Here is a 7,849-nt window from a genome sequence, read left to right on the forward strand (position 1 = left end):
CGGGTTCACCGGTCGCAGCCCGGCGGGCGCCCCCACACCCCCCGGCCCGCAGCCCGAGCCGATCCGCTTCTTCGGCACGACCTGGGTCGACCACGACGGCGGTTACGGGCTCCGCCGCGTCGGCGTCGCGGCCGGTTCGCTCGCCGCCGCCGTGGGCAGCTGCCTCGCCCTGCGTTTCGCCTACCAGGGCCTGGCGATCGCCGAGGTCGACAGCATCGTGGGGATGCTGGTGATCGTGATGTTCGCGGTCTGCAGTGCCATCGCGTTCCGCAAGACCTGGGAGTCCTTCGGCGCCCGCCCGAAGGACCCGGCCCGCGAGGACAGCCTGCGCGGCCTGAAGTCGATCGGCTTCATCGGCTCGCTGCTCGCCTACTTCTTCCGCTCGCTCATCGAGGCCCCGGGCGAGAAGCTGCACCGCGCGGAGTACGAGAGCGCCCGTACGCAGTTCGAGAAGCGCCGCGCGACCCGCACCGGCAACCCGGCGGCCCGCAAGCGCCCCAAGCGCCGCTGACCGCACGCACCGCACTCCACACCTCAGACTCCACACCGATCACCACCGCGCCCCCTTGACGAGCGGGCTCATCGGGTCTGTAATTCATCACATGATGAATTACGATCCCGGGGGCTCCAGGGGAACGCACCCACCCCCGCAACCTCCGCCTCCAGCCATCAAGGCCCGGGGCCTCACCGTCGTACGAGGCGACCGCACGGTCCTGCGCGGCCTCGACTTCACCCTCGAACCCGGCACGATCACCGGCCTCCTCGGCCCCTCGGGCTGCGGAAAGACGACCCTCATGCGGGCGGTCGCCGGCACCCAGGCCAAGGTGACGGGCACGCTCACCGTCCTCGGCCACCCCGCCGGAGCCCCGCCCCTGCGCCCCCGCATCGGGTACGTCACCCAGGCGCCCTCCGTCTACACGGACCTCACCGTCCGGCAGAACCTCGACTACTTCGCCGCCGTCCTCCACCCCGGCCGCGCCCACCGGAAGACCCGCCGCACCGCCGTCACCCGCGCCATCGAGGACGTCGACCTCACGAGCCACGCCGACGCCCCGGCCGGTGCGCTCTCCGGCGGCCAGCGCAGCCGGGTCTCGCTGGCGGTGGCCCTGCTCTCCACGCCCGACCTGCTGGTCCTGGACGAACCGACGGTCGGCCTGGACCCCGTGCTCCGCCGCGACCTGTGGGACCTCTTCCACCGCCTGGCCGCCGACCGGGGCGCCACCCTCCTCATCTCGTCGCACGTCATGGACGAGGCCGAACGCTGCCACCGCCTCCTCCTGATGCGCGAGGGCCGCATCCTCGCCGAGGACACCCCCGAGGCACTCCGCACCCGCACCAGCACGGAGACGGTGGAGGCGGCCTTCCTGCACCTGGTCGACGAGGCGGCAGCCACTCAAGGGAAGGAGCCGCGGCCATGAAGGCGACGGCGACCGCCACCAGCCCCCTCCCCCTCTCCTTCGCCCGTACGGCGGCGACAGCGGCCAGGGTCCTGCGCCAGCTCCACCACGACCCGCGCACCATCGCCCTGCTGCTGCTCGTCCCGGTCCTGATGATCACGCTGCTCCGGTACGTCTTCGACGGCGCACCCGGGACGTTCGACTCGATCGGCGCCTCGCTCCTCGGCATCTTCCCGCTGATCACGATGTTCCTGGTGACCTCGATCGCCACCCTGCGCGAACGCACCTCGGGCACCTTGGAGCGCCTCCTCGCCCTCCCGCTCGGCAAGGGAGACCTGATCGCCGGGTATGCCCTCGCGTTCGGCGCGGTCGCCGTCGTCCAGTCCGTCCTGGCCACCGCCGTCTCGGTCTGGCTGCTCGGCCTGGACGTGACCGGCTCACCGTGGCTGCTCCTGCTGGTCGCGCTGCTCGACGCCCTGCTCGGTACGGCGCTCGGCCTCTTCGTCTCGGCGTTCGCCGCATCGGAGTTCCAGGCGGTCCAGTTCATGCCGGCGGTGATCTTCCCGCAGCTCCTGCTCTGCGGCCTGTTCGTCCCGCGCGACCGGATGCACCCGGTACTGGAGGCGATCTCGAACGTCCTGCCCATGTCGTACGCCGTCGACGGCATGGACCAGGTCGTACGCCACTCCGACCTCACCGGCGCCTTCCTCCGGGACATCGCGGTCGTGGCCGGAAGCGCGCTCCTGGTCCTCTGCCTGGGCGCGGTCACGCTCCGCCGCCGCACCCCGTGAGACGCCTCCGCACACCCGGGGACCCCGGTGCGAGGATGACGGCGAACGGCAAGACGACGGCCGCGCATCCGACGCACCACGGCCCCAGCACCGCCCGGAGGGTGAACACATGACCCAGACAGTCGCAGTCCTCGGTACCGGAAAGATCGGGGAGGCCCTCCTCAGCGGCATGATCCGGGCGGGCTGGCGACCGGCCGACCTCCTGGTGACCACCCGCCGCAGTGACCGCGCCGAGGAGCTGCGCACGCGGTACGGAGTCGAGTCGGTCGGCAACGCCGAGGCGGCGAAGGCCGCGGACATCCTCATCCTGGCGGTGAAGCCGCAGGACATGGGGAAGCTCCTCGACGAGCTGGCCCCGCACGTCGGCACCGACCGCCTGGTGATCAGCGCCGCCGCCGGTATCACCACCACGTTCATCGAGGAGCGGCTCACCACGGGCACCCCGGTCGTCCGGGTCATGCCCAACACCCCGGTCCTCGTGGACGAGGGCATGTCCGTCATCTCGGCAGGCAGCCACGCCACCGGCGCCCACCTCACCACCACCGAGGAGATCTTCGGCGGCGTCGGCAAGACCCTGCGCGTCCCGGAGTCCCAGCAGGACGCGGCCACCGCCCTCTCCGGCTCGGGCCCCGCCTACTTCTACTTCCTGGTCGAGGCCATGACCGACGCGGGCATCCTGCTCGGCCTGCCCCGCGCCCAGGCCCACGACCTCATCGTCCAGGCCGCGATCGGCGCCGCCGTGATGCTCCGCGACAGCGGCGAGCACCCGGTCAAGCTCCGCGAGGCCGTCACCAGCCCCGCCGGCACCACGATCAGCGCCATCCGCGAGCTGGAGAACCACGGTGTACGGGCCGCCCTCATCGCCGCCCTCGAAGCCGCCCGTGACCGCAGCCGCGAACTGGCCTCCGGCAACGGCTGACCCCCGCCCCGGCCGGGGGTTGACACACCCCGGCCGGAACCGTAATGTGCTCCGAGTTGTCCGACGTGAGCGCCGACCCCGGTCGGTCCCCGGACAGCCATTCCGCAGTAACCACGATCAGCGAGCGACTCTGTGTCGCCTGCTTTTTCGTGCGCATTCGCGAAATGAGGAATCCGCGTTCGAAGGGACGCACCCCCGATTAGCGTCGGGGAGCAGGATTCCGCTAAAGTCTCACTCGTCGGAACGGCCCAACGGCCGGGAGGACAAGCCCCGCTGACTGGGAGTCAGGCCCGAAAGGATCTGATAGAGTCGGACTCGCCGGAAAGGGAAAAGCGCGAAAGCGAAGAACCCCGGAAAGCGAGTAGCAGGACCCGCTTCGACCGGGATCGGACACTGGAAAGCGTCTGATAGAGTCGGAAACGCAAGACAGCAAGACACAAAAGAAGTAAACGAAGGGAAGCGCCCGGAGGGCCCCGGTGATGCGGGACCGAAGGAAGCGTCCGTTCCTTGAGAACTCAACAGCGTGCCAAAAGTCAACGCCAGATATGTTGATACCCCGGCCTGTTTCGGCAGGTTGGTGGTTCCTTTGAAAAGTCCTACGGTCGCCATGGTGTGGCGGTAGGCAACAACACAGCGAGGACGCTGTGAACGACGGGTCTTATTCCGACCTTGTTGTTCCGCTCTCGTGATGTGTGCACCCGATTACGGGTAATCATTCACGGAGAGTTTGATCCTGGCTCAGGACGAACGCTGGCGGCGTGCTTAACACATGCAAGTCGAACGATGAAGCCGCTTCGGTGGTGGATTAGTGGCGAACGGGTGAGTAACACGTGGGCAATCTGCCCTTCACTCTGGGACAAGCCCTGGAAACGGGGTCTAATACCGGATAACACTCTGTTCCGCATGGAACGGGGTTGAAAGCTCCGGCGGTGAAGGATGAGCCCGCGGCCTATCAGCTTGTTGGTGGGGTAATGGCCTACCAAGGCGACGACGGGTAGCCGGCCTGAGAGGGCGACCGGCCACACTGGGACTGAGACACGGCCCAGACTCCTACGGGAGGCAGCAGTGGGGAATATTGCACAATGGGCGAAAGCCTGATGCAGCGACGCCGCGTGAGGGATGACGGCCTTCGGGTTGTAAACCTCTTTCAGCAGGGAAGAAGCGCAAGTGACGGTACCTGCAGAAGAAGCGCCGGCTAACTACGTGCCAGCAGCCGCGGTAATACGTAGGGCGCAAGCGTTGTCCGGAATTATTGGGCGTAAAGAGCTCGTAGGCGGCTTGTCACGTCGGATGTGAAAGCCCGGGGCTTAACCCCGGGTCTGCATTCGATACGGGCTAGCTAGAGTGTGGTAGGGGAGATCGGAATTCCTGGTGTAGCGGTGAAATGCGCAGATATCAGGAGGAACACCGGTGGCGAAGGCGGATCTCTGGGCCATTACTGACGCTGAGGAGCGAAAGCGTGGGGAGCGAACAGGATTAGATACCCTGGTAGTCCACGCCGTAAACGTTGGGAACTAGGTGTTGGCGACATTCCACGTCGTCGGTGCCGCAGCTAACGCATTAAGTTCCCCGCCTGGGGAGTACGGCCGCAAGGCTAAAACTCAAAGGAATTGACGGGGGCCCGCACAAGCAGCGGAGCATGTGGCTTAATTCGACGCAACGCGAAGAACCTTACCAAGGCTTGACATATACCGGAAAGCATCAGAGATGGTGCCCCCCTTGTGGTCGGTATACAGGTGGTGCATGGCTGTCGTCAGCTCGTGTCGTGAGATGTTGGGTTAAGTCCCGCAACGAGCGCAACCCTTGTTCTGTGTTGCCAGCATGCCTTTCGGGGTGATGGGGACTCACAGGAGACTGCCGGGGTCAACTCGGAGGAAGGTGGGGACGACGTCAAGTCATCATGCCCCTTATGTCTTGGGCTGCACACGTGCTACAATGGCCGGTACAATGAGCTGCGATGCCGTGAGGCGGAGCGAATCTCAAAAAGCCGGTCTCAGTTCGGATTGGGGTCTGCAACTCGACCCCATGAAGTCGGAGTTGCTAGTAATCGCAGATCAGCATTGCTGCGGTGAATACGTTCCCGGGCCTTGTACACACCGCCCGTCACGTCACGAAAGTCGGTAACACCCGAAGCCGGTGGCCCAACCCCTTGTGGGAGGGAGCTGTCGAAGGTGGGACTGGCGATTGGGACGAAGTCGTAACAAGGTAGCCGTACCGGAAGGTGCGGCTGGATCACCTCCTTTCTAAGGAGCACTTCTTACCAAGCTTGCTTGGTCAGAGGCCAGTACACCGGCGAGTGTCCGGTGCTGGTTGCTCATGGGTGGAACGTTGACTATTCGGCACGACAGGTTGATCACTGCTAGTACTGCTTCGGCGTGGAACGTGGTGAGGGATCGGTCGTGTCGGGCACGTTGTTGGGTATCTGAAGGTACGGCCGTGAGGCAGCCTTCTGATCCGGCCCCAGTGAACTCGCCCCTGTTGGGGTGGGGTGGTGGGTGGCTGGTCGTTGTTTGAGAACTGCACAGTGGACGCGAGCATCTGTGGCCAAGTTTTTAAGGGCGCACGGTGGATGCCTTGGCACCAGGAACCGATGAAGGACGTGGGAGGCCACGATAGTCCCCGGGGAGCTGTCAACCAAGCTTTGATCCGGGGGTTTCCGAATGGGGAAACCCGGCAGTCGTCATGGGCTGTCACCCGCTGCTGAACACATAGGCAGTGTGGAGGGAACGAGGGGAAGTGAAACATCTCAGTACCCTCAGGAAGAGAAAACAACCGTGATTCCGGGAGTAGTGGCGAGCGAAACTGGATGAGGCCAAACCGTATGCGTGTGATACCCGGCAGGGGTTGCGTATGCGGGGTTGTGGGAGTTCTCTGTCATGGTCTGCCGGCTGTGAGACGAGTCAGAAACCGTTGATGTAGGCGAAGGACATGCGAAAGGTCCGGCGTAGAGGGTAAGACCCCCGTAGCTGAAACATTGACGGCTCGTTTGAGGATCACCCAAGTAGCACGGGGCCCGAGAAATCCCGTGTGAATCTGGCGGGACCACCCGCTAAGCCTAAATATTCCCTGGTGACCGATAGCGGATAGTACCGTGAGGGAATGGTGAAAAGTACCGCGGGAGCGGAGTGAAATAGTACCTGAAACCGTGTGCCTACAAGCCGTGGGAGCGTCGCTGTGTGTGCTTGCACATACAGTCGTGACTGCGTGCCTTTTGAAGAATGAGCCTGCGAGTTAGCGGTGTGTAGCGAGGTTAACCCGTGTGGGGAAGCCGTAGCGAAAGCGAGTCCGAACAGGGCGTTTGAGTTGCACGCTCTAGACCCGAAGCGGAGTGATCTAGCCATGGGCAGGTTGAAGCGGAGGTAAGACTTCGTGGAGGACCGAACCCACCAGGGTTGAAAACCTGGGGGATGACCTGTGGTTAGGGGTGAAAGGCCAATCAAACTCCGTGATAGCTGGTTCTCCCCGAAATGCATTTAGGTGCAGCGTCGTGTGTTTCTTGCCGGAGGTAGAGCACTGGATAGGCGATGGGCCCTACCGGGTTACTGACCTTAGCCAAACTCCGAATGCCGGTAAGTGAGAGCGCGGCAGTGAGACTGTGGGGGATAAGCTCCATGGTCGAGAGGGAAACAGCCCAGAGCATCGACTAAGGCCCCTAAGCGTACGCTAAGTGGGAAAGGATGTGGAGTCGCAGAGACAACCAGGAGGTTGGCTTAGAAGCAGCCACCCTTGAAAGAGTGCGTAATAGCTCACTGGTCAAGTGATTCCGCGCCGACAATGTAGCGGGGCTCAAGCGTACCGCCGAAGTCGTGTCAATCCAGCATGAAGGGCTAACGCCTGTTGGGTTGGGTAGGGGAGCGTCGTGTGCCGGGTGAAGCAGCCGTGGAAGCGAGTTGTGGACGGTTCACGAGTGAGAATGCAGGCATGAGTAGCGATACACACGTGAGAAACGTGTGCGCCGATTGACTAAGGGTTCCTGGGTCAAGCTGATCTGCCCAGGGTAAGTCGGGACCTAAGGCGAGGCCGACAGGCGTAGTCGATGGACAACCGGTTGATATTCCGGTACCCGCTTTGAAACGCCCAGTACTGAATCAGGCGATGCTAAGTCCGTGAAGCCGGCCCGATCTCTTCGGAGTTGAGGGTAGTGGTGGAGCCGATGAACCAGACTTGTAGTAGGTAAGCGATGGGGTGACGCAGGAAGGTAGTCCAGCCCGGGCGGTGGTTGTCCCGGGGTAAGGGTGTAGGACGCACGGTAGGCAAATCCGTCGTGCATGAGTCTGAGACCTGATGCCGAGCCGATTGTGGTGAAGTGGATGATCCTATGCTGTCGAGAAAAGCCTCTAGCGAGTTTCATGGCGGCCCGTACCCTAAACCGACTCAGGTGGTCAGGTAGAGAATACCGAGGCGTTCGGGTGAACTATGGTTAAGGAACTCGGCAAAATGCCCCCGTAACTTCGGGAGAAGGGGGGCCACACCCGGTGACGGAGTTTACCTCTTGAGCTGGGGGTGGCCGCAGAGACCAGCGAGAAGCGACTGTTTACTAAAAACACAGGTCCGTGCGAAGCCGTAAGGCGATGTATACGGACTGACGCCTGCCCGGTGCTGGAACGTTAAGGGGACCGGTTAGCTGCTCTTCGGGGTGGCGAAGCTGAGAACTTAAGCGCCAGTAAACGGCGGTGGTAACTATAACCATCCTAAGGTAGCGAAATTCCTTGTCGGGTAAGTTCCGACCTGCACGAATGGCG

4 protein-coding genes and 2 rRNA genes are annotated in these 7,849 nt (G+C 63.5%); all 6 read left to right on the top strand.

Annotation, left to right across the window (positions count from 1 at the left end; all coding sequences use genetic code 11):
- A partial coding sequence (locus tag AB0B98_RS32905) for a hypothetical protein (protein WP_357367728.1) occupies positions 1-511 on the top strand: 511 nt, incomplete at its 5' end.
- Between the two features lie 94 nt (positions 512-605).
- The gene (locus AB0B98_RS32910) at positions 606-1,418 is read left to right on the top strand and encodes an ABC transporter ATP-binding protein (protein WP_357367731.1); all 813 of its coding nucleotides are present in this window, start codon (positions 606-608) and stop codon (positions 1,416-1,418) included.
- Positions 1,415-2,188 (top strand): ABC transporter permease, encoded by a 774-nt coding sequence (locus AB0B98_RS32915; protein ID WP_070203436.1) that lies wholly within the window; start codon positions 1,415-1,417, stop codon positions 2,186-2,188. Before AB0B98_RS32910 ends, AB0B98_RS32915 begins: the two co-directional genes overlap by 4 nt.
- A gap of 109 nt (positions 2,189-2,297) precedes the next feature.
- On the top strand, positions 2,298-3,107 hold the full coding sequence (proC, locus tag AB0B98_RS32920; protein WP_019764577.1) for a pyrroline-5-carboxylate reductase: 810 nt from the start codon (positions 2,298-2,300) through the stop codon (positions 3,105-3,107).
- Between the two features lie 715 nt (positions 3,108-3,822).
- Positions 3,823-5,350 (top strand): 16S ribosomal RNA (locus tag AB0B98_RS32925).
- A gap of 299 nt (positions 5,351-5,649) precedes the next feature.
- Positions 5,650-7,849, top strand: a 23S ribosomal RNA gene (locus AB0B98_RS32930); the annotation flags it as partial.

The organism is Micromonospora sp. NPDC048947, assembly GCF_040649495.1.
Lineage (GTDB): Bacteria > Actinomycetota > Actinomycetes > Mycobacteriales > Micromonosporaceae > Micromonospora > Micromonospora alfalfae.